This window comes from Candidatus Cloacimonadota bacterium, assembly GCA_034722995.1.
Taxonomy (GTDB): domain Bacteria; phylum Cloacimonadota; class Cloacimonadia; order JGIOTU-2; family JGIOTU-2; genus JAGMCF01.
The window spans coordinates 1-20789 of sequence record JAYEOL010000069.1 but is presented as its reverse complement, the minus strand read 5'-3'; the positions used below and the strand labels follow the sequence as shown (position 1 = coordinate 20789).

Below are 20789 nucleotides of genomic sequence, written 5' to 3'. Positions count from 1 at the left end.
GGTGGTAAAGAAAAATGAGACTAGGAATATTAGGGGGAACTTTTGACCCCATCCATTTTGGTCATTTAAAAGTGGCTGAATCTTGCTTAAAAAAATTGAATCTTAATTTAATACTTTTCATCCCTTCTGGTAACCCACCTCTTAAAAAAGTTTCTGCTGATTATATTCATAGATTGAAAATGCTTAAATTAGCACTAAAAGGTTATACGCACTTTAAAGTTGTTGAACTTGAAAAGAAAAGATTTGATAATCAACCGACATATACATATAATACTTTAAAAACCATAAAAAAACTGTATCCTAAAGCGTATAGGTTCTTCTTAATTGGAGAAGATAATGTTCCAGAACTCAAAAAATGGTATAGATACAAAGAACTTTTCAAATATGCAGAATTTATCGTCCTGACTAGGAATGTAAATTCAAAAAAATCATGGACAAATCTTGAATATTATGATAAACTGAAATTTGTAAATACGCCTTTGATTGATATATCATCAAATACTATAAGAAATAATGTTATAAATAATCTTCCTATTAAAGGTCTATTACCAGAAAATGTTGAAAACTATATTAAGGAAAATAAACTATATAGTGAACTGGTAAATTATTTAACTAAAGTTTCGCATGAGATATAGTAAAAAGTCAAATATTGTTTATTCAGGAAGTTCCATTCCCATGAAACTTGAATAACTAATTACTCCCGACCTGTCGGGACTAATTTCTAATAAAATTTCAAATGACAGATGGCAAATAAAAAGAAATTCGATTTAGAGGAAAGAACTGCAAAATTTGGTGAAGAAGTTATCAAATTTTCTAAAAAAATTCCCCAAAATCCAATAACTCTACCTCTAATTTCTCAATTAATCAAAGCAGGAACAAGTGTTGGCGCTAATTATTGTGAAGCGGATTGTGCTGAATCAAAAAAGGATTTTGAGCATAAAATAGGAATTTGCAAAAAAGAATCGAAGGAATCAAAATATTGGTTTAGAATGATTGCAAAAGCAGTTCCAAAATTAAAAGAAGAAGCAAAAATATATTGGAGTGAAGCTAATGAATTAAATTTAATTTTTTCATCAATTATCATTAAATCAAAGCAGAAAAAATGAATTTGACATTTAAATTTTGGCATTTTATTAGTCATTAGAAATTATGAATTAGAAATTAATTTAAACTTGCTCAAATTTTGTATGAGATAAAAAATAAATATGATTTATTCAATAATTTCAACTACTGCGAAACTTAAATTAATATTCCAATTTCAATTCACTAAATAAGAAAGGAGAATATGAATAAGTATGTATACTTTTTTGGCGGCATCAAGTCTGATGGTGACCGAACAATGAAGAATCTTTTAGGTGGTAAGGGCGCAAATTTAGCAGAAATGGTTAATCTCGGAATACCTGTACCACCCGGCTTTACAATATCAACCGAAGTGTGCGATTATTTTAATAAACATAAATATTCCTATCCTAACAAACTAACGAAAGAAGTTGAGGAAAACTTAGCAAAATTAGAAAACGCAATAAATAAAAAGTTTGGCGACCCTTCTAATCCACTCTTGCTTTCAGTCCGTTCCGGTGCTGCTGTCTCTATGCCCGGAATGATGGATACCATTCTTAACCTTGGTTTAAATGACAAAGTTGCTGAAAAGTTAGTAAAATTAACCAATAACCCAAGATTCGTCTGGGATGCATACCGTAGACTCATTCAGATGTTTGGAAATGTGGTCTTTGGAATTGAATCTGAAAAATTCGAAGATATTATCTCTATTGTGAAAAGTAGTAAAAACATCTCACTTGATATTGAGCTTACTGGTGATGACTTCAAATATATTGTAGATGAGTTCAAAAAATTGTATCGGAACTACCTTGGCAAAGAATTTCCACAGAATCCCGAAAAACAGCTTTGGTTATCAATGGAAGCTGTTTTTAAATCGTGGGATAATAAGCGAGCAAGGAAATATAGAGAGATTAATTCAATAACTGGACTGCTGGGAACGGCTGTAAATGTACAAGTAATGGTTTTTGGAAATATGGGAAAAGACTGTGCAACAGGTGTTGCTTTTACCAGAGACCCGGCTACAGGTGAAGATAAATTCTTCGGAGAATTTCTGGTTAATGCACAAGGCGAAGATGTGGTGGCAGGGATTAGAACCCCTCAACATATTACAAAAGAAAACTCGGAAGATTGGGCAAAAAGTAATAATATTTCTGAAAAGGTTAGAAAAGAAAAATATCCATCCTTAGAAGAATTAATGCCAGAAGTTTATCAGAATCTCTATAAAATTCAAGATAAATTAGAAAAGCATTATAAAGATATGCAAGATATTGAGTTTACAATACAAAATAGAAAATTATACCTTTTGCAGACAAGGACAGGAAAAAGGACTACAAAAGCAGCTGTCAAAATTGCAGTAGATATGGTCAAAGAAGGGATGATTTCAAAAAATACCGCTTTGATGAGAATTCAACCCGAACAATTAGACCAGCTACTTCATCCTAGTTTCAGTGCAGATGAGAAAAAGAAAGCTTTTGATGAAGGGAGATTTCTTGCAAAGGGTCTGCCAGCATCCCCAGGAGCAGCAGTTGGAAAGGTAGTTTTCTTTGCAGAAGATGCTGTTAATTGGAAAGTGCGAAATGAGAAAACCATTCTGGTCAGAATTGAAACTTCCCCAGAAGACATTGCTGGTATGGATGCGGCACAAGGAATATTGACGGCTCATGGCGGAATGACCTCTCACGCGGCCGTCGTAGCTCGTGGAATGGGAAAATGTTGCGTAGCTGGATGTGGCGATGTCAACATCGTCCCTGAACAGAAGAAGTTTATGACTAAAGGTCAGGTAATTCATGAAGGAGACTACATATCTCTGGATGGAAGCACAGGAGAGGTTATAAAGGGTACAGTCGGCACCACTTCTCCTGAACTCTCAGATAACTTTGAGATTCTTATGAAATGGGCTGACGATGTAAGTAAGTTAAAAGTGCATGCTAATGCAGATGCACCCAAAGATGCAACTGTGGCAAGAAAATTCGGTGCTGTTGGAATCGGCCTCTGCCGAACAGAGCATATGTTCTTTGAAGCCGATAGAATTGATTTTGTAAGAGGAATGATATTAGCTGAAAACCCTGAAGAAAGAACTTTTCCATTATCCGAACTTAAGAAAATGCAGATTGAAGATTTTAAAGGAATTCTTCAGGCTATGGAAGGTTTACCTGTTACAATCAGGTTATTAGACCCTCCACTTCACGAATTCCTTCCTGCAAAAGATGATAACGAAGAAATTAAAAATCTCTCACAAAAATTTAATAAATCAGTTCAAAAAATAAAAACAATAATTAATCAATTGTATGAATTCAATCCTATGCTTGGTCATCGTGGATGTAGATTAGGAATAACATTTCCAGATATCTACAAGATGCAAGTTGAAGCAATTATTGAATCCGCTTGCTATTTGAGGAAAAAGGGTATTGATGTAAAACCAGAAATTATGATTCCACTCGTTGGAAGTATAAAAGAATTTACTATTCTTGAACAAAGTGCAAGAAAAATCGCTAACAAAATCTTTAAAGAGTGTGGTGTTGAAGTTCACTATACAATTGGCACAATGATTGAAATTCCACGAGCCTGCCTTGTGGCAGATAAGATTGCAAAAGAAGCTGAGTTTTTCTCCTTTGGTACTAACGACTTGACTCAAATGGGTTGCGGATTTTCAAGAGATGATGCAGGAAAATTCCTGAAAGAATATGTAGAATTAGGTGTCTATGAGAAAGACCCTTTCCAGGTTCTTGACAGACAAGGTATTGGGCAATTGGTTAAAATCGCTGTTGAAAAAGGAAGAAAGGCCAATCCAAATTTAATCATAGGAATCTGTGGAGAACATGGCGGGGAGCCAAGCTCCATTGAATTCTGCCATCAGGTTGGACTTGATTATGTAAGCTGCTCACCATATCGTGTGCCAATTGCAAAATTATCAGCCGCACAAGCCACACTGAAAAATAATTAACCAAGACCCAACTTTGTAAAGATTTAAAGCTTGCAAAATTATATGGGTGATTGGCTCAGCAGGTTAGAGCGCTAAGTTCATTCACCCCGTCCGTCTTGGCGAGGCAAAGCCGAGACAGATTAGATAATATGGGTGGTTAGCTCAGCGGTAGAGTACTGCGCTCACATCGCAGGGGTCACAGGTTCAAATCCCGTACCACCCACTATAAAAATCTAATTCACCCTTCACAGTGCTACGGAGAACGGGCGGGGCAGGTCGTAGAGGTCACTGGTTCAAATCCAGTATCACCCACCATTAAAACTTATCCATGTTTGAAGACCTTCAATGCGCCAGCTGGCGCATTGAAGGTCTTCTTACTTAAGAATTCTTTTGAAAAACTTGATTTATATTTTTTACTAACAAATTTACGGTAAATTTTTAGGAGAATGATAAATTGAAAGTCGTTAGCGGTTTAAAATATAAATTAGCAAAAACTCATAATTCATTTGTTAAAAGAATTACAGAAGCAATCCATATTTGTGGCAAAGTAGATGAAGAGTTGATTGAGAACATTGAAGATATTCTTATCCAGGCTGATATTGGCTTAAAAGTTACAAACAAAATAATAAATATCCTTGAAGACGAAATTCGCTTAAATAAAATTACAAATAAAGATGATGTTTTTAATAATTTAGAAAATATCATAATAAATATTTTAAACGACGAATATAAAGACATTCAACAAATAAATTTTTTGGCATATAAAAAGCCCATCGTTATCCTTTTCGTAGGTGTTAACGGAGTTGGCAAAACAACTACCATTGCAAAAGTAGCAAATAAATTTAAAAAACAAAGCAAAAAAGTTCTACTTGTTGCTGCAGATACATTCCGTGCTGCAGCAATTGAACAGCTTGAAATCTGGGCAAAAAGAATCGGTGTAAATATGATTAGCCAGAAATACGGTTCTGACCCATCTTCAGTGATATTTAACGCCCTTCACTCTGCTATGGCTCAGAATTATGATGTAGTAATGATTGATACTGCCGGACGATTGCATACTAAAACTAATCTAATGAGAGAGTTAGAAAAAAATGTCAGAACCATAAAAAAGATAATTCCAGATGCTCCTCATGAAAGCTATCTAATAATTGATTCTACAACGGGTCAAAACGGAGTTCAGCAAGCTAAAAGTTTTGTGGAATCAATCCCTATTACAGGCGTTATTCTTACAAAATTAGATGGAACAGCAAAAGGGGGAGTTGCACTGGGGATAAAGGATAGTTTGAATATTCCTGTTAAAGCTATTGGCATTGGTGAAAAGGTTGAAGATATTAGAGAATTTAATGCTAATGACTTTGTTAAAGCAATCTTTAATTAAACAGAAAATACAAAATGAAATGTGATGATATTTGAGAGAAAATCCTAATCACAAAATCATGTTTGGAGTTTTGAACATTTGAATTTTGAATTTGTTTAGAATTTAGGAATTAGGATTTAGAAATTCTCTAATAATTGTCTATTTTTTATTTTATATTTATAAAGGACAAAATATGTGTGCAAAGACTTTTAAAGGTGGAGTTCATCCACACGATTTTAAGTATTTCTCTAATAAAGTACCAATAGAAGATTTCCCAGCACAAGATAAGGTTATCATTCATCTGAGTCAGCATATCGGTACTCCTTCAAAGCCAATTGTGAAAGTAGGAGATTTGGTCAAAAAAGGACAGAAGATATCCGAAGCTGGAGGCTTCGTCTCTATACCTATGCACAGTTCTGTGTCTGGCAAGGTAACGAAGATTGGAAATTATCCCCATCCTATTGGCACCGTTCAAAAAGCAATTGAAATTGAAAATGATGGTAAGAATGAATGTATAGAAGGTCTGGAAAATAATAAAAATTATATGGAAATTCCTGCTGATGAGATGAAAAATCGTGTCAAAGAAGCAGGAATTTGTGGAATGGGCGGTGCTGGATTTCCCACCCATGTAAAACTCGCTCCACCTAAAGAGAAGCCAATTGATACTGTAGTTCTAAATGGAGTTGAATGCGAACCTTATTTAACTGCTGACCATAGATTGATGTTAGAAAAATCTGAAGATATTATATCTGGCTTGAGAATAATAATGAAAATCTTAAATGCCAAAAAAGGATATATCGGTATTGAATTAAATAAAACAGACGCAATAAAGTTAATGAGAGATAAACTTAAAAATGAAAAAAATCTTCACTTTGTATCTTTGCATTTGCGATATCCTCAAGGTGCCGAAAAACAGCTTATATATGCAACAACAAGACGAAGAGTACCAGCTGGTGGACTTCCGATGGATGTTGGCGTGGTTGTCCAAAATGTAGGAACAGCACTTGCAATTTATGAAGCAATAAGATATAAAAAACCATGCATAGAAAGAATTACGACAGTCACGGGCGCTATTGTAAAAAATCCAAAAAATTTACGAGCACCTGTTGGCTCTTTAATATCTGATATGATAGAATATTGTGGTGGCACAACTGATGAGATTGCAAAACTTATCTCTGGTGGTCCAATGATGGGATTTGCAATTCCGAATATGGATACCCCCATTACAAAAACCACATCAGGAATTGTTTTATTTGGCAAGAATGAGATTATAGATACTGCCGAACAACCCTGTTTGCATTGCGGCCGCTGTGTTGACGCATGTCCTATGAATTTGATTCCAGCATTTATTGTTGAAAATGTAAAAAACAAAGATTATGCTCTTGCACAAAAATTAAACATATTAGACTGTATGGAATGCGGCTCATGCTCTTTCGTCTGCCCATCCCATATTCAACTTATCCAATGGATAAAATTAGGTAAATTAGAAGTCGGAAAATTAATAAAGAAAAAATGAGCCACAAAATCACACCCGTTCTCCGTAGTCCCGATGGAATCGGGACGAAGGGTGAACAATAACTCATAAAAAAATTGAAACAAAAAAACATCCTTATTTTATTGTTGTGTGAGCCATAATTAAGTATAAGTTAGTAGGAGAAAAAATGCCGTATATTAATCTCAAAACATTAGGAAAGTTAACAGAGTATCAAAAATCTGAAATCTCTAAACAATTTACAGAGACTTTGGAAAAGGTAGCAAATAAATCAAAAAATTCAGTTTATATTGTTATTGATGAAGTTGAAAGAGAGAATTGGGCAGTTGGTGGAAAACTGTTTTCTGAAAAATAGAATTCTTTTAATAAACAAAAATCTTTGTCACTTGAAATTTATTTGATATTTGAATTTGTTTAGTCCCCAATTAAATTGGGGATAGATATTCGTATTTAGGATTTTATAGATTGGAGGTTAAAAGGTGAATTTATTAAAGATTTCATCTTCCCCGCATATACATGAAAATGTAGATGTTAAAAAGGTTATGTGGTCAGTTGTAATAGCCCTTATGCCTGCTTTGGTTGCTGCATATATTTTCTTTGGTTTAAGATCAATTTGGCTAACTGCATTGGGTGTTATATCTGCTGTAGTTGTAGAAGCTTTAACACAGTTATTCATGAAAAAACCCGTTACAATATCAGATGGAAGTGCAGTCATTACTGGGTTGCTTTTAGCTTTTAATCTTCCACCTGAAGCACCCTTTTGGTTTCCAATAATTGGCTCAGCCTTTGCAATCATAATTGGCAAGCAAGTTTTTGGTGGCTTGGGATATAATCCTGTTAATCCAGCTCTCCTTGGCAGAGCATTTTTAATGGCTTCATGGCCTGTACAAATGACAACTGGCTGGACATCTAAAATGGCAAGACTTGGGGTATCTACAATTTCTGGTCTTAAGACAAATATTATTATTGGTGGAAGTGACTATCTTCAGAACCTAATAACTTCTGCGACACCTTTGAATTTAGCTCAACAGATTAGAAATGACATCGTAGGTGGAATAGCTGGCGATTCTGCCCGAACAGTTTTTCATAGTTTATCATCTCTGGATTATATTAAAAATCTTTTCTGGGGAAATATTGGTGGATGTATTGGTGAGGTTTCTGCTGCTGCACTCATTATTGGTGCTGCCTTTCTGGTCTATAAACATTATATTGAGTGGAGAATTCCGTTAAGCTACATTGGGACTGTTGCAATTTTAAGCTGGATATTAGGTGGTATTGATGGCTTATTCTCAGGGCCGATTCTATTCCACATCTTTTCGGGTGGACTAATTTTGGGTGCATTCTTTATGGCTACAGATATGGTTACTTCTCCTGTTACAAAAAAGGGAAGGTTAATTTTCGGAATTGGATGCGGAATTCTTACGGTCGTGATTAGGCTATGGGGTGGCTATCCAGAAGGAGTCTCTTATTCCATCTTAATTATGAATATTGCAGTGCCTTTGATTGATAGATTAACACCTCAAAAACCCTTTGGGTATAGAAAAATTGAAACTGAAAAATAGAAACTTGAAATTAGAAATTTGGTATGACCTCCTATTCCCAGTTTCCAGTTTCTAGTATCAAGTTTCGAGTTTCAAGTTTCAAAAGGAAAAAATGAAAGAGATAATAAAACCAACAATAGTGTTGTTAGTAATTTGTGTAGTTGCAGGTAGTGTTTTAGCTTTAATCTATTATAAAACCGACCCTATTATTGCAGAAAATAATAGAATAGAAGAAGAAAATGCAAGAAAAGAGGTTTTGCCTTTGGCTGATACGTTTGAACCTGTTTGTGAAAATGATAACATATTATATTACCAAGGTTTTCGTAAAAATAAACTTGTTGGATATATTTTTAAATGTTCAAAATATGGCTATGGCAGCACAGTAAAAACAATTGTTGGAATAGATACCTTGTTTATGATAACAGGCATCAAAATTATTTCTCAACAAGAAACTCCAGGATTGGGTGCTAATTGTTCTAAACCAAAATTTGCAGAAAAATTCAAAAATAAGAATCCAGAAACAATCTTAGTAGATAAAGATGGTGGAAATATCGTATCTATAACAGGAGCAACAATAACCACAAGAACCGTTACTAATTCAATAAGAGAAAAGTTTAACAAATTAAAGCAAAAGTTTGATAAGAAATCACTTAATTAAGGAGCATAATGAAAGCATTTGGCGAACTCACAAAGGGGATAATAAAAGAGAATCCAGTTTTTGTTATGGCTTTGGGGCTTTGTCCAACTCTTGCCGTAAGTACATCTGTTAATGATGCTATTGGAATGGGAGCTGCAGCAACATTTGTTCTTCTTTGCTCAAACATTATTATTTCATTAATTAAAAATTTCATTCCAGAAAAGATCCGTATTCCATGTTATATCCTTGTGATTGCATCTTTTGTTACAATGGTTGATATGGTTATGCATGCTTATGTGCCCCCTTTACATAAAAGTTTGGGAATTTTCATTCCCCTTATAGTTGTAAATTGTATAATACTTGGACGAGCAGAAGCTTTTGCAAGTAAGAACAATGTAGGGAAATCCATTTTAGATGCTATTGGAATGGGTATTGGTTTTACATTAGCCATTCTAATTATTGCTGTAATCCGTGAGTTATTAGGTTCTGGAACAATTTATAGTATAAAGATTTTGCCAGCTTCCTATAAACCGATGATTGTTGCAATTCTACCTCCAGGTGCATTTTTTACAATAGCACTTCTAATGGGACTGATTAATCTGATAAAGAATAAAAAGCATAAATCAGGAGAATAAATGGAATTTTCAAAACTATTTGTTATTATAATTAGTTCAATCTTTATTAATAATTTTGTGATTGTTCGTTTTTTGGGACTTTGTCCGTATATTGGGGTTTCAAAAAAATTGGACTCTGCTCTTGGAATGGGAATGGCAGTTATTTTTGTTATGACTATGGCATCTACAATTACATGGTTGATTTACAACTTCCTTTTACATCCTGAAACAAGTATCTTCGGATTTGATCTCACATTTTTGCGAACAATAACTTTTATATTGAGTATTGCTGTGCTTGTGCAGTTTGTTGAAATGGTAATAAAAAAGACAGTCCCGACTCTATATAAAGCACTTGGTATCTATCTTCCTTTAATTACTACAAACTGTGCAGTTTTGGGGGTTTCAATTCTTAACATAAACGAAAGCTATAATTTTTTGGAATCCATAGTTAATGGTATTTCCGCAGGTATTGGTTTTACGCTTGTATTACTTCTTATGGCAGGAATCAGACAAAGATTAGAATTTGCCAATGTGCCAAAATCTCTTAGGGGAATGCCAATTGCATTTATTGTTGCAGGCTGTATGGCTCTGGCATTTTTAGGATTTTCCGGATTGAAGATTTGATGAGTCACAAAAACACGCCTTTTCCCCGTCCCGATTCATCCTTCGTAGTTCATCCTTCGTCCCGATTTCATCGGGACTACGGAGAATGGATACTACGGAGAATGGATATAATCGGGACTGCGAAGGGTGAACAAAAAACACAAAATTAAAAATACTATTTTTTGTGTAATTTTCGTGTGATTTCGTGGCTAAAAAAGAACAAAATTAGATTAAAATAAGATTCCAAATCTTGTTTGAGCATTAATAATATGTTAATATTTCAAAAGTTATAAAAATAAGAGATAACTCTGGGACCTCTATGTCTCCGCCTGCCCCCGATTTCATCAGGGTGCGACGGGCAGGTCTGTGGCAAAAAAGGAGTTTTAGATGATACTGACAGCAATAATTGTTTTAGGTTGTTTGGGAATTATTTTTGGCATAGGACTTGCTATTGCATCAAAAAAATTCCATGTAGAAACTGACCCAAAAATTAAACAAATAGAAGAAGTCCTCCCTGGAGCAAACTGCGGTGCTTGTGGGTTTCCTGGCTGTGCTGGTTATGCAGAAGCAATTGTAAAATCTGGCGTTGAAATAACTCTTTGTGCTCCCGGAGGAGATGAAGTTGCTAAAACAATTGCTGAAATTGTCGGCATAAAAGCAAGTACAAAAGAAAGAAAAATTGCTGTTATTCAATGCCAGAGCGGAGGGATAGATAACACCTTCCTGAAATTTGAGAATATAGGAATAAAAACTTGTCAGGCTGCAGTAATACTTTCTGAAGGACAAAACCTCTGCGAATATGGATGTGTAGGATACAATGATTGTGTCCGAGCCTGTCCCTTTGATGCCATAACTGTTGATGATAACAATATGAGAACTGTTAATGAAAATAAATGCACCGGTTGTGGAAACTGTGTTGAGGCCTGCCCAAAAAATTTAATCCGGCTCATTTTTATAAGTAAAAAAGTGAATGTGCTCTGCAAATCTCTGGATAAAGGCAAGGATGCCAAAATCAAATGTGGGAATAAAACTGCCTGTATTGGCTGCGGAATATGTGCAAAAAAATGTCCGGTTGATGCTATAACGATAAAAAATAATTTAGCAGTTATAGATTATGATAAATGTGTAGTCTGTGGTATCTGTGCCACAGTTTGTCCGACTAAAGCAATTGTAGATAAAATTGGCATACACCCTCAACCAAGGATAATAGAAGAAAAATGTATTGGCTGTACTATTTGTGCTAAAAAATGTCCTGTTAATGCAATTGAAGGAGAGATAAAAAAGCCACACAAAATTATTGAAGACAAATGCATCAAATGCGGGATTTGTGTTGAAGTGTGTCCCAAAGATGCAATTGTGACATAGAGTTTGTGTCCTTCTTCAAGCACTGGTATTCGTTATCTATTCCAACACATCATTTAACAGGTCCAAATAATCTGACAAAAGTCTTGTGATGAGAAAATTTTTTCTAACAAATTCTTTCCCTTTCTTTCCTATTTCTGTACCAAGCTTTGGGTTTTGCAGAATTCTAATAATTCTATCTGCAAACCCTTTTGTATCCGTAGGCTCAAGCAAAAAACCATTTTCTCCATCTTTTATTTGAGATGGTATTCCACCCACATTGGATGCAACAACCGGTTTCTTTTTCCAAAGGGCTTCGGTGACTGCAAGGCAGAATCCCTCTCTTATAGATTTTTGAACAATCACTGTAGAGAATCTCTGCACAGCATTTACAAGAACATTGTTGTTACCAATAACAAATATTACATCACCCTTATCTATCAATTTCTTTGCTTTACGATGCACCCTCGTATATATCATCATACCTTCTGGGTCATCTGGCGCAGTGTTATAACAATAAACTAATCGGCAATCTATTTTTTCTTTTACATAATTAAATACTTCCAGCAAGCCTTCCGGGTCCTTCCATTGGTCCATTCTTGAAACTTGAGTAATGATAGGTTTGTCAGTTGGTATATGGGCTTTTTTGATAAGTTTTAAAATATCCTCGTTATCAAGTTTTTTATTTTTCAAAGAGAGTGGGTCAATTGCTGGAGATATAATCCTTTGTTCTACTGGGAGTTCAGGTTTTTTATATTTCTCACTTGAGACAATAATGACATCATACTTAAGCAAAAAACCTTTAAGAAAACTCCATAGGTCCTTTTGAGGTTCAGAAAGGTCAATATGGCATCTCCATATCCATGGTTGTCGCTTTCTATAAAATCTTATAAGAGGGAGAGGCTGTGGGTCATGAATTATCACGCAATCGTGGTCTATATGTGTAAAAGTGGAAAAATTCTCATTCGTCTGGGTATATAGGCGTTTTTTCATCTCTGATAAATTTATTTCAGCACCTTGAAGCCCATTGTGAAATTTTTTAGTTATTGTGAAAAAGTCCGGACTTCCATGAAGTATTCTCCAACCTGCATCAAGCCCAATGTTATTCATCAATGGTACAAGTGAGACAAGCATTTCTGAAACACCCCCACCTTGATAAGTAGAATTAATGTTTAATGTATGCTTTCCATAAAGTTTCTTTGCCCTCTTATATATGTTCGCTATAACTTCATCTCCAACGATTTCAATGTAATCTTCTAATTTTCGCATAATATCACCTCATTAGGTCAGTCAATTAGTCAATTTGTGAATTAGTAAATTAGTTAACCAATTTACCAGTTTACTAATTTACTAATTCTTTAATTAATACTCTTACATCTTTAACAGAATCTAAATTGAACCGAGCACGGGAAGGATTCAATCCAACCTTAATAGAATATGCTGATTCTGGAAGGATAGCAAAAACATCTTCATCAGTCAAATCATCACCAATTGATAAGATAAAATCCCAATCTTTCTTTTCCAAAGTATTCTGCCCAGAAATCCATCTTAATGCTGCACGACCTTTGTTTATGCCAACCTTCTTGATTTCAATTACTTTGTTTCCGTCCAAAACCCCGAGGTTAAGATTAGCAGTAAGATGTAAAATATCATCCTTTAGCTCCATTGACCTTACCAAAGCTAATTTATTATCAACTTTTCTATAATGCCATACAAGGGAAAACTCTTTCGCCTCAATAAACGCACCAGGAGTTCTATCAACATAATACTCAAGGATTGGAAGTATTTTTTCTTTCCAGTTGTTTTGCAATGGCTCTATAGTTTTCCAATCCTTCCCTTTTTCTCTAATCCAGGCACCATGCTCTGCTATTAAGCCAACATTTATCTTGCCAAACCATTTTTTCAATATTTCCTTATCTCGTCCACTCACGATTACCACTTCATTTTTTGTATCAAGTGAAAGTGATTTAAGTATTATTAGTAGTTCCTCATCCGGTTTTGCCTTTTGAGGTTTTGGTGCAAAAGGAACAAGAGTGCCATCATAATCTAATAATAACAGACGACTATTGCTTTTAACATAATCGGCAATTAACTTCTTTTTCATTTTATCTATAAGACTACTTGCACGAAGTTGCTGCTGGATTTCTATAATATTAGACAGACCATCCATAAAATCTTTTGCCCAACGTTCAATATTGTATCTCTGCAATCTTTTTTGCATTGTTTTATTGTTCTCTATTTGTTCTTCATTTGGCATTTCCAGTGCTCTTTTTATGGATTCAACTATCTCTTCTTTGTTGTTCGGATTTACTATAATTGCCTCTCCCAGCTCTCTTGCAGCTCCAGCCATCTCACTAAGGATTAAAACGCCCTTGCCATCAGTTTTCGTGGCGATAAATTCTTTTGCTATTAAATTCATTCCATCTTTAATAGGAGTTACAAGTGCAACATCGGCAACATTATATAAAGCTGTTATGTCATTAAAAGGTAAGGACCGATATAGATACCACACTGGAGTCCATTCAATTGTTCCATGCTTTCCGTTGATTCTACCAATGAGTTCATCTACTCTTTTTTTTAGTAACTTATAATATTCAACCTTTGTTCGTGAGGGAGCTGATGCATGTATGAGTATTACTTTCCCTTTATATTTTGGATATTTCTCAAGAAAGGAATCAAATGCTTCCAGACGCTGAAGTATACCTTTTGTGTAATCCAGTCTGTCAATAGATATAATCATTTTACATTTACCAGCCTTTTTATAAATTCGGTTGACATTTTTTTTAACCTCTGAAATGTTTATTGAATTGGCATATTGTTTAAAATCTATTCCCATAGGAAAGCTATCAACCTTTACTACTCGTTTATTAGTCTTAATTTGACCCGAACTTTGTTCATAGCCTAAAATCCGATGTATACTTTCAAGAAAATGATATACATAATCATAAGTATGAAATCCAATCAGGTCTGCACCCAGAAGGCTTTCTAAAATCTCCTTTCGCCATGGAAGTAGGTGAAATATTTCAAAAGGAGGAAAAGGTATATGAAGAAAAAAACCTATTGTTGCATCAGGCATTCTCTCTCTTATAAGTTTAGGAAGAAGCATTAAATGATAGTCATGTATCCAGATAATATCATTTGGTTTTGCAATCTTCAGAATTGAATCACAGAAATGTCGGTTAGCTGATTTGTAAGCTTCCCACAAATTCTTATCATAAACAACATATTGCGTAAAGCAGTGGAAAAGAGGCCAAATAGTCGCATTACAAAAACCACGATAATACATTTCAATATCTCGTTTGGATAGAAATACAGGATAGCTGGCAAAATCTCTCATTAATTTTGTCTTGATAGTCTTTCTTTCTTTCATATTTACTTTTTCAGAAGATAGACCTGGCCAACCTATCCATAGGCTATTATACGATTTATAGAATGAACCTAAACCAGTAGACAGTCCACCGATACTAGGACGAAAGTTCAAATTACCCTTCCTTTTTTCAATGATAACGGGCAATCTGTTTGAAACAATTAATAATCTTTCCATAATATTTTCTCTAAAAATCCAAGTTTTACATTTTAATGCTAATTTTTAATGTGTTTTTTCTATTATTTTCTCAAAACAGATTAACTTTATCCGAAGGATCTGACTCCGTGGACGCGGGGATGGCATGATATGAAATTTATAACAAATAAAATAAAGATACCTTTAAAATTTTTGTCAACCTTTAAGAGATGCGGTTAAATAATTATTGTGTATCCGGTGAAACTTTACTTGAGTTTTGCAAAATATGGTTTAAGCACATCCAAAAATTCCTTTTTATAAGGACCCTTTCCATAATGTAATTCACAAGGGAAGTTATCACATCTGAGACAATAATCAATTTTATTTTTGTATGCACATTCAAGAACAGAACATCCGCCAATCTCCTTCCTCATCCATTCTATTGTCTCAGGGATGTCTATATCTATGCCACTACAACATCCCTTGCAGAGGCCTTTTTTATAAAGAGAACAAATTTCACAAGCAATGCCACAGGCACCTATTTTCATGCATCCTCCTTTTTATTTCAATAGGCTAACTGTATTATATCCTATAGTTAAGTAGTTAAAAACTTATTATTAGCAAATCCGTGGGGTCTGCTCACGAGAAAGTAATGGTAGAATCCTGCGAGCACCAATAAATGTTTTCAAATAAACACGTGGTTCTTTAGATTTATCAACAATATTTCCAATTTTACAAGCATTTTTGCCATCATTAGTTTCTTTTAGAATGTTCAGAATATCACCAACTTCACTCTCTGGACAAATTATAGCTGCTCTGCCTTCACAAGCCATATAAAGAGGATCAATTCCGAGAATGTCACATATACCATTTACAGAATCTTTTATCGGAATTTTTACTTTTTCTAATTCTATATCGATAGATGAGGAAATTGCTATCTCATTTAAAATTGAAGCCAAACCGCCTCTGGTTGGGTCGCGTAATGTATGGATGTTAATATTTTCAGCAAGTAGTTTTCTTATTAAAGGAACAACAGAAGCACAATCAGAGGTTAGGTCTGACTCAAAATCGTTACGCACAGCCATAATTGCAGCACCGTGGTCACCAATATCTCCTGTTACGATTACTGCATCACCAGGTTGTGCATTATGAGAGTTAATCTCTTGTGAATGCTCAATTATGCCATAACCAGTAGTATTGATAAATATTTTGTCTAACTTACCTTTGCTGACAATTTTGGTGTCGCCAGCAATAATTTTAATCCCAGCACTCTCTGCTTCTTCTTTTATTGAATAAAGAATCTTTCTTAAATTATTAAATGGAAAATTCTCTTCTATAATAAAACACAAAGTTAGATATTTTGGAATCGCTCCCACCATTGCAAGATCATTTAATGTACCACAAACAGAAAGTTTGCCAATATCTCCACCTGGGAAAAATATAGGGTCTATAACATAACTATCTGTAGTAATTGCTAATTTATCTGTCTGAAGGATTGCTATTCCGCTATCTTCACCGCGGTTTATAACAATATCGCCAAGAGAATCATAGATGAATTTTAATAATTTCCGGCTGTTTTTACCACCACTTCCGTGAGATAATAAAATATGATCCATAATTATTTAAAAGTGTTATAGCCACGAACGAACACAAACGGACACGAACAAACACGAATTATTTATAAAAAATTTTAGTTAGTGAAAGTTAGTGTCAGTCCGTGGTTAATCTATTCTTCACCATATTTATAAAATGCGGAGCAAGCTCCTTCATACGAGACCATACAGGGTCCGATTGGTGTGTCAGGTGTACATTTTTTTGCAAATAAGGGACATTCTACAGGTTGTTTTTTACCAGCGATTACTTCACCGCATATACATCCTTCAGGTTCAGGAGAGGATTTAACATTAATATTAAACTTTTTTTCTGCATCAAACTTACTAAATTTTTCCCTTAATTTCAATCCGCTTGCAGGGACCTCCCCAAATCCTCTCCATTCAACATCAGTTTTTTCAAACACTTCTTCAATTAATCTTCGTGCAGAAATGTTACCCTTTTCTTTCACAACTCGTTTGTATCTATTATCTACAATAGGAGTGTGTTTACGGATTTGCGATACTAAAGATTCTATAGCCAGACCTATATCTACAGGCTCAAAACCAGCAATCACACAAGGAATTCCATATTTTTCTGGAATTATCTTATAAGGTCGTTCGCCAATTATCACACTTACATGTCCCGGACAAATAAAGCCGTCAATTTCATTTTCTAAGTTGGTTAGCAGAAAGTTAAGTGCGGTTGGAATAGTTTTCATTAGTGGTAAAATCGATAAATTCTCAATTCTCAATTTTTTTGCATCTAAGATTAGACTGGCAATAACCGGAATTGTTGTTTCAAAACCAACTGCAATAAACACTACTTCCTCATCCGTTTCATCAGCAATCTTTAAACAGTCCAGAGGGTTGTAAACTACATTTACTTCTTTGCCAAGTGCCATTTGCTCTTCCAAAGATGATTTGCTGCCAGGAACTTTTATCAAATCACCAAAAGTCGCAATTCTTACTCCCATTTGAGCAAGTGAAATTACTTTGTCTATATCTTTTTGTGAAGTAACACAGACAGGACAACCAGGACCGCTTAAAAAATTTATTCTTTTTTTGAAATAGTTTCTAAAACCATATTTTAATATTGATACAGTATGAGTTCCACATATTTCCATAAAGTTACATTGCCTATCAGCAAAAGGTGATAAAGTAAGAAGTTTGTCTACTTGTTGGAGTAATTGTATTAGTTGGGAATTATCTTTAAATTTGTTCTTCACTTATTTCTCTCAATAAATCAAGTGTTGTCTTTGCCGCCTCCTGATCTAACTTTTGGATAGCAAAGCCAGCGTGAACTAAAACATAATCATTTACATTCACATCATCTAAAATACGAATATCTATCTCTTTTCTTATGCCAAAAACATCTGCAACTGCTTTTATACCATGTTTTGAAATTATCCTATACGGAACTGCTAAACACACTTTTTCCTCTATCTTCTCTCGGTCGTCAGGGACCATTCCCTGACGAAAAGACTACCACTTGGTTGTCACTGTCCATACCGTGACAAAATGAAACATCTGTCATGGAATGGTCCATGACAGCCCTGTTGACTTGCTTGGGGCATCAAGGACCAGTCCCTATGGAATGGTCCGACAACCTTGTTCTTTCATTAAAATCATCCCTGTGTCTCCGTGACTCCACAAATATCCATACATCTGACCTAATGCAATACCTGCATCATTTGGTGGAACTAATTCATTAAAAAACAACTGAAAATCTTTATCAGCAAATCGCTTTAAAATCATATCAATCAGAACTGCATTCTGAAAAACACCGCCGGAAAAAGAAATATTATCTATTCCAAATTTTTGCTTAATTTTTTGGCAAGTTTGATAAATTATATCCAAAACTGTAAAGTGAAATTTTGCTGAAATTTCACCTTTGTTAATATTATTTTTGATGTCCCTGACAATCTCTCTTATCGTTTGACTTACATCAATCTGCCAGGGAAAGTTTTGAGTAACTAATTCCCAATTATAACTTTTTTTCACATTTGATTTTGCAATTGATTCCAGCTTCATAGCAGCCTCACCTTCATAACTATTATAATGACAAACAGAAAGCAGGCTTGCAACGGCATCGAATAATCTGCCCATACTGGAAGTATACAAATTTGATTGCTGTCTCTTCAAAATTTTGAGGATAAATTCTTTCTGTGAAAATTTCTCGGAGCTAATGAAGTTATCAATCTCTTCAGGACAAGAATCGTATAGATAGATAAGAGCCATGCGCCAGGGCTCTTTAGACATCTTTTCCCCAGAAACAACTGGCTGATATTTGAGATGTGCTACTCTTTGATGGTGCTTACCTTTTACAACAAAAAATTCTCCACCCCAGATGTTTTCATCATCGCCAAATCCAGTTCCATCAAATGATACTCCAATGGTTTCTGCTAAACTGTTTTCTGCCATTACACTATAGGTATGTGCAAGATGATGCTGGATATGGAACAAAGGCAGATTGTTTTCTTTCGCATAATTTTCAGCAAAATTCGTAGAAAAATAATTTGGATGCGAATCTGCAACAACTATTCCAGGTTTAATTTCAAAGACATTCTGATAATAGTGCAGGCTTTCTTTATAAAAATCAAGATTAGAAGCGAATCCTAAGTCCCCAAGATACTGACTGCCAAGGAACAGATTATTTTTAAGAAGTCCAAAACTTCCCTTCATATCCGCACCAGCAGAAAAAATCTGCGGAGTATTTTGAAAATTATCTATTTTTATCGGAATTGGAATAAATCCTCTTGCTTTCCGTATTAATATTTTCTGCTTATCAACAAATTTTATTATTGAGTCATCAACTCTATTAAATATTTCTCTATTGTAAGTAAGAAAGTATTTTGTGATCGGTTGTAAATTTTTCAATGCTGAATCATCATCTTTTTCTAGAGCCTCATCAGTAATATTTCCACTGGTCATTATCAATACTATGAAATGTTTTAATATAAGATGATGTAGAGGAGTATACGGAAGCATAAAGCCAAGATGCGAAATTTCGGGTGCAACTTGTTCAGAAACTCGACTCGGGTTCTGAGAACTCGAATCGGGTTTCTGCCTACTTTTTCTTTGTAGCAATACAATCGGTTTTTGTTGACCTGTAAGCATTTTTCTTTCAACTGAATTAACATAACAGAATTTTTCAATAGTTTCAATTGAATCTGCCATAAGAGCGAAGGGCTTATAAGGACGATTCTTAAATTTTCTTAATTTAGCAACTGTTTTAGAATTCAGTGCATCACAAGCAATATGATAACCACCCAGTCCCTTAATTGCAACAATTTTTCCCAATTTAATCAATTCAACAGTTTTTAACAATGCTTCATTTCTTTTTGCTATTTCATCTGCTTGATTATTTTTTATTTCAATTAAAGATAATTCGGGACCACATTTTGGACAAGCCGTTGGTTGGGCATGGAATCGTCTATCTTCAATAGTTATGTATTCCTGTTCACACTCTGGACACATTATAAAATCTTTCATAGTTGTATTTTTTCTATCATAAGGAATTGATTTTATAATTGAAAATCGTGGTCCACAATTTGTACAATTAGTAAAAGGATAGTTGTAATGGCGGTCTTTGGGATTATCAATCTCTTGCAAACAAGTCTCACAACTTGCAATATCAGGCGGAATTAAGGCAGAAATTTCACCATTCTTTTTGCTGAATGCAATATTAAAAGATTTTTTAGAAAATGTTACCGTATCTTCAAAAGTAATTTTATGTTCTATTATTTTTGCAACAGGCGGGGAATTTTTCAATAAATTGTTGTAGAATTCTAATATTCTCTTTTGAGTTCCAACCGCTAAAATTCTAACACCATACTCGCGATTCTCAACAAATCCGTATAATCCGAATTTCAATGCAGTTCGCTTCACAAAAGGACGAAAGCCAACACCCTGAACTATTCCTTTAAGAATGATTTCTGCCTGTTTCATTTAAATTTTAACCACAAAGACACAAAGTCACAAAGAAAAATGTTATTTGTAATATAAAATTTATTTATGTTTACTTGATTGTGATTAATTCTTCAATACTCTTAAATCTATATTTTCCAAAAAAATCTTGATCAACTCTCATATATTTCCATTTATCCTTAGTTATATTTGTTACATCCT

18 protein-coding genes and 1 tRNA gene are annotated in these 20789 nt (G+C 34.4%); 12 read left to right on the top strand and 7 right to left on the bottom strand.

The genetic code is table 11. The annotated features are described in order from the left end of the window. Positions 1 to 14: 14 nt before the first annotated feature. The 12 genes from nadD to U9R23_07815 all read left to right on the top strand — a co-directional run bounded on the left by nadD (position 15) and on the right by U9R23_07815 (position 11591). Positions 15 to 635 carry a nicotinate-nucleotide adenylyltransferase gene (nadD, locus tag U9R23_07870; GenBank protein ID MEA3476339.1) on the top strand — a complete coding sequence of 207 codons (621 nt, stop codon included), beginning with the start codon at positions 15 to 17 and terminating at the stop codon, positions 633 to 635. Positions 636 to 743: 108 nt separating this feature from the next. After that, the gene (locus tag U9R23_07865) at positions 744 to 1106 is read left to right on the top strand and encodes a four helix bundle protein (protein ID MEA3476338.1); all 363 of its coding nucleotides are present in this window, start codon (positions 744 to 746) and stop codon (positions 1104 to 1106) included. Between the two features lie 179 nt (positions 1107 to 1285). After that, entirely contained in the window at positions 1286 to 4003 is a 2718-nt protein-coding gene (gene ppdK, locus U9R23_07860; protein ID MEA3476337.1) for a pyruvate, phosphate dikinase, read from the top strand. Positions 4004 to 4133: 130 nt separating this feature from the next. Beyond that, positions 4134 to 4205 (top strand) — tRNA-Val (locus tag U9R23_07855). A 231-nt stretch (positions 4206 to 4436) separates the two neighbouring features. Continuing rightward, on the top strand, positions 4437 to 5360 hold the full coding sequence (ftsY, locus tag U9R23_07850) for a signal recognition particle-docking protein FtsY (GenBank protein MEA3476336.1): 924 nt from the start codon (positions 4437 to 4439) through the stop codon (positions 5358 to 5360). A gap of 172 nt (positions 5361 to 5532) precedes the next feature. Then, positions 5533 to 6855 (top strand): electron transport complex subunit RsxC, encoded by a 1323-nt coding sequence (gene rsxC / locus U9R23_07845; GenBank protein MEA3476335.1) that lies wholly within the window; start codon positions 5533 to 5535, stop codon positions 6853 to 6855. A 145-nt stretch (positions 6856 to 7000) separates the two neighbouring features. Further along, a complete protein-coding gene (locus U9R23_07840) occupies positions 7001 to 7186 on the top strand; it encodes a 4-oxalocrotonate tautomerase family protein (protein ID MEA3476334.1) in 186 nt (61 codons plus the stop codon). Between the two features lie 124 nt (positions 7187 to 7310). Continuing rightward, positions 7311 to 8393 carry an RnfABCDGE type electron transport complex subunit D gene (locus U9R23_07835; GenBank protein MEA3476333.1) on the top strand — a complete coding sequence of 361 codons (1083 nt, stop codon included), beginning with the start codon at positions 7311 to 7313 and terminating at the stop codon, positions 8391 to 8393. Positions 8394 to 8484: 91 nt separating this feature from the next. Then, positions 8485 to 9030 carry an RnfABCDGE type electron transport complex subunit G gene (locus U9R23_07830; GenBank protein MEA3476332.1) on the top strand — a complete coding sequence of 182 codons (546 nt, stop codon included), beginning with the start codon at positions 8485 to 8487 and terminating at the stop codon, positions 9028 to 9030. 8 nt (positions 9031 to 9038) lie between these two features. After that, entirely contained in the window at positions 9039 to 9644 is a 606-nt protein-coding gene (locus U9R23_07825; GenBank protein MEA3476331.1) for an electron transport complex subunit E, read from the top strand. Next, complete coding sequence (rsxA, locus tag U9R23_07820; protein MEA3476330.1) at positions 9645 to 10247, top strand: electron transport complex subunit RsxA; 603 nt, start codon at positions 9645 to 9647, stop codon at positions 10245 to 10247. Between the two features lie 366 nt (positions 10248 to 10613). Next, complete coding sequence (locus U9R23_07815; protein MEA3476329.1) at positions 10614 to 11591, top strand: RnfABCDGE type electron transport complex subunit B; 978 nt, start codon at positions 10614 to 10616, stop codon at positions 11589 to 11591. 36 nt (positions 11592 to 11627) lie between these two features. On the opposite strand, the gene U9R23_07810 is transcribed toward U9R23_07815, so the two are convergent. The 7 genes from U9R23_07810 to hypF form a co-directional block, all read right to left on the bottom strand. Further along, positions 11628 to 12836, bottom strand: a complete 1209-nt coding sequence (locus U9R23_07810) for a glycosyltransferase (protein MEA3476328.1) — start codon at positions 12834 to 12836, stop codon at positions 11628 to 11630. Positions 12837 to 12909: 73 nt separating this feature from the next. Then, positions 12910 to 15111 (bottom strand): bifunctional alpha,alpha-trehalose-phosphate synthase (UDP-forming)/trehalose-phosphatase, encoded by a 2202-nt coding sequence (locus U9R23_07805; protein ID MEA3476327.1) that lies wholly within the window; start codon positions 15109 to 15111, stop codon positions 12910 to 12912. A 224-nt stretch (positions 15112 to 15335) separates the two neighbouring features. Further along, complete coding sequence (locus U9R23_07800) at positions 15336 to 15617, bottom strand: hypothetical protein (GenBank protein ID MEA3476326.1); 282 nt, start codon at positions 15615 to 15617, stop codon at positions 15336 to 15338. Between the two features lie 69 nt (positions 15618 to 15686). Further along, positions 15687 to 16685: a hydrogenase expression/formation protein HypE gene (gene hypE / locus U9R23_07795; protein MEA3476325.1), complete on the bottom strand. Its 999-nt coding sequence runs from the start codon at positions 16683 to 16685 to the stop codon at positions 15687 to 15689. 110 nt (positions 16686 to 16795) lie between these two features. Next, positions 16796 to 17887, bottom strand: a complete 1092-nt coding sequence (gene hypD, locus U9R23_07790; GenBank protein ID MEA3476324.1) for a hydrogenase formation protein HypD — start codon at positions 17885 to 17887, stop codon at positions 16796 to 16798. Beyond that, complete coding sequence (locus tag U9R23_07785) at positions 17871 to 18128, bottom strand: HypC/HybG/HupF family hydrogenase formation chaperone (protein ID MEA3476323.1); 258 nt, start codon at positions 18126 to 18128, stop codon at positions 17871 to 17873. Before U9R23_07785 ends, hypD begins: the two co-directional genes overlap by 17 nt. 120 nt (positions 18129 to 18248) lie before the next feature. After that, positions 18249 to 20609 (bottom strand): carbamoyltransferase HypF, encoded by a 2361-nt coding sequence (gene hypF / locus U9R23_07780; GenBank protein MEA3476322.1) that lies wholly within the window; start codon positions 20607 to 20609, stop codon positions 18249 to 18251. Between the last annotated feature and the right edge of the window lie 180 nt (positions 20610 to 20789).

Bases quoted from the DNA above. Each gene is read 5' to 3' on its own strand.
- ppdK (MEA3476337.1), top strand. From the start codon at position 1,286: ATGAATAAGTATGTATACTTTTTTGGCGGCATCAAGTCTGATGGTGAC.
- hypE (MEA3476325.1), bottom strand. From the start codon at position 16,685: ATGGATCATATTTTATTATCTCACGGAAGTGGTGGTAAAAACAGCCGG.
- U9R23_07810 (MEA3476328.1), bottom strand. From the start codon at position 12,836: ATGCGAAAATTAGAAGATTACATTGAAATCGTTGGAGATGAAGTTATA.
- U9R23_07830 (MEA3476332.1), top strand. From the start codon at position 8,485: ATGAAAGAGATAATAAAACCAACAATAGTGTTGTTAGTAATTTGTGTA.
- rsxA (MEA3476330.1), top strand. From the start codon at position 9,645: ATGGAATTTTCAAAACTATTTGTTATTATAATTAGTTCAATCTTTATT.
- rsxC (MEA3476335.1), top strand. From the start codon at position 5,533: ATGTGTGCAAAGACTTTTAAAGGTGGAGTTCATCCACACGATTTTAAG.
- U9R23_07825 (MEA3476331.1), top strand. From the start codon at position 9,039: ATGAAAGCATTTGGCGAACTCACAAAGGGGATAATAAAAGAGAATCCA.
- U9R23_07840 (MEA3476334.1), top strand. From the start codon at position 7,001: ATGCCGTATATTAATCTCAAAACATTAGGAAAGTTAACAGAGTATCAA.
- U9R23_07805 (MEA3476327.1), bottom strand. From the start codon at position 15,111: ATGGAAAGATTATTAATTGTTTCAAACAGATTGCCCGTTATCATTGAA.
- U9R23_07865 (MEA3476338.1), top strand. From the start codon at position 744: ATGGCAAATAAAAAGAAATTCGATTTAGAGGAAAGAACTGCAAAATTT.
- nadD (MEA3476339.1), top strand. From the start codon at position 15: ATGAGACTAGGAATATTAGGGGGAACTTTTGACCCCATCCATTTTGGT.
- hypF (MEA3476322.1), bottom strand. From the start codon at position 20,609: ATGAAACAGGCAGAAATCATTCTTAAAGGAATAGTTCAGGGTGTTGGC.
- U9R23_07815 (MEA3476329.1), top strand. From the start codon at position 10,614: ATGATACTGACAGCAATAATTGTTTTAGGTTGTTTGGGAATTATTTTT.
- U9R23_07785 (MEA3476323.1), bottom strand. From the start codon at position 18,128: ATGGTCCCTGACGACCGAGAGAAGATAGAGGAAAAAGTGTGTTTAGCA.
- U9R23_07800 (MEA3476326.1), bottom strand. From the start codon at position 15,617: ATGAAAATAGGTGCCTGTGGCATTGCTTGTGAAATTTGTTCTCTTTAT.